The sequence below is a fragment of the Bacillus sp. (in: firmicutes) genome (assembly GCA_017656295.1).
Classification (GTDB): Bacteria; Bacillota; Bacilli; order Bacillales; family JACDOC01; genus JACDOC01.
Window position 1 is genome coordinate 1 of record JACDOC010000058.1, and the last position, 519, is coordinate 519.

The window sequence follows — 519 nt, forward strand, 5'->3', positions numbered from 1 at the left end:
GAGTAAAGTTAACCATTCATTTGAGTTAACATACAAAGAAAATCTCACGAATGAGAAACAGTTGTTGTTATTAGTCTTTACTTGCTTAGTTTTCAGTGATTTATGGATTTATTTACATATATTACTAGAAAGTTTAACTTCAGATGGGGGATTAGCTCAGCTGGGAGAGCGCCTGCCTTGCACGTAGGAGGTCAACAGTTCGATCCTGTTATTCTCCACCAATAAAATTAAACTTTTATGTTCATTAAATTACAATTGTTAAAGTCAACATATATGAAATAAGAAATAATCACATTCGTGTGAAAGTAAATTATTATCATATTAACTAAATAACTACAATCAACAGGATCTTCCTTGTTTTCTGTACTAAAGTACGACGCGGAAAAAAACTAAATTTTTTTCAGTGAAATATTAGATACATTAAATAAGGTAGTGAACGCAAATTAGAATAACAAAGATACATTTATTTGTATCGAACATTTTAATATTAATTAAAAAAGATATTAAGGGCCATAGGTG

General features: G+C 29.3%; 1 tRNA gene. It reads left to right on the forward strand.

Annotated elements, in window-relative coordinates:
• Positions 1–145: 145 nt before the first annotated feature.
• Positions 146–221 (forward strand) — tRNA-Ala (locus H0Z31_15820).
• Positions 222–519: the final 298 nt, after the last annotated feature.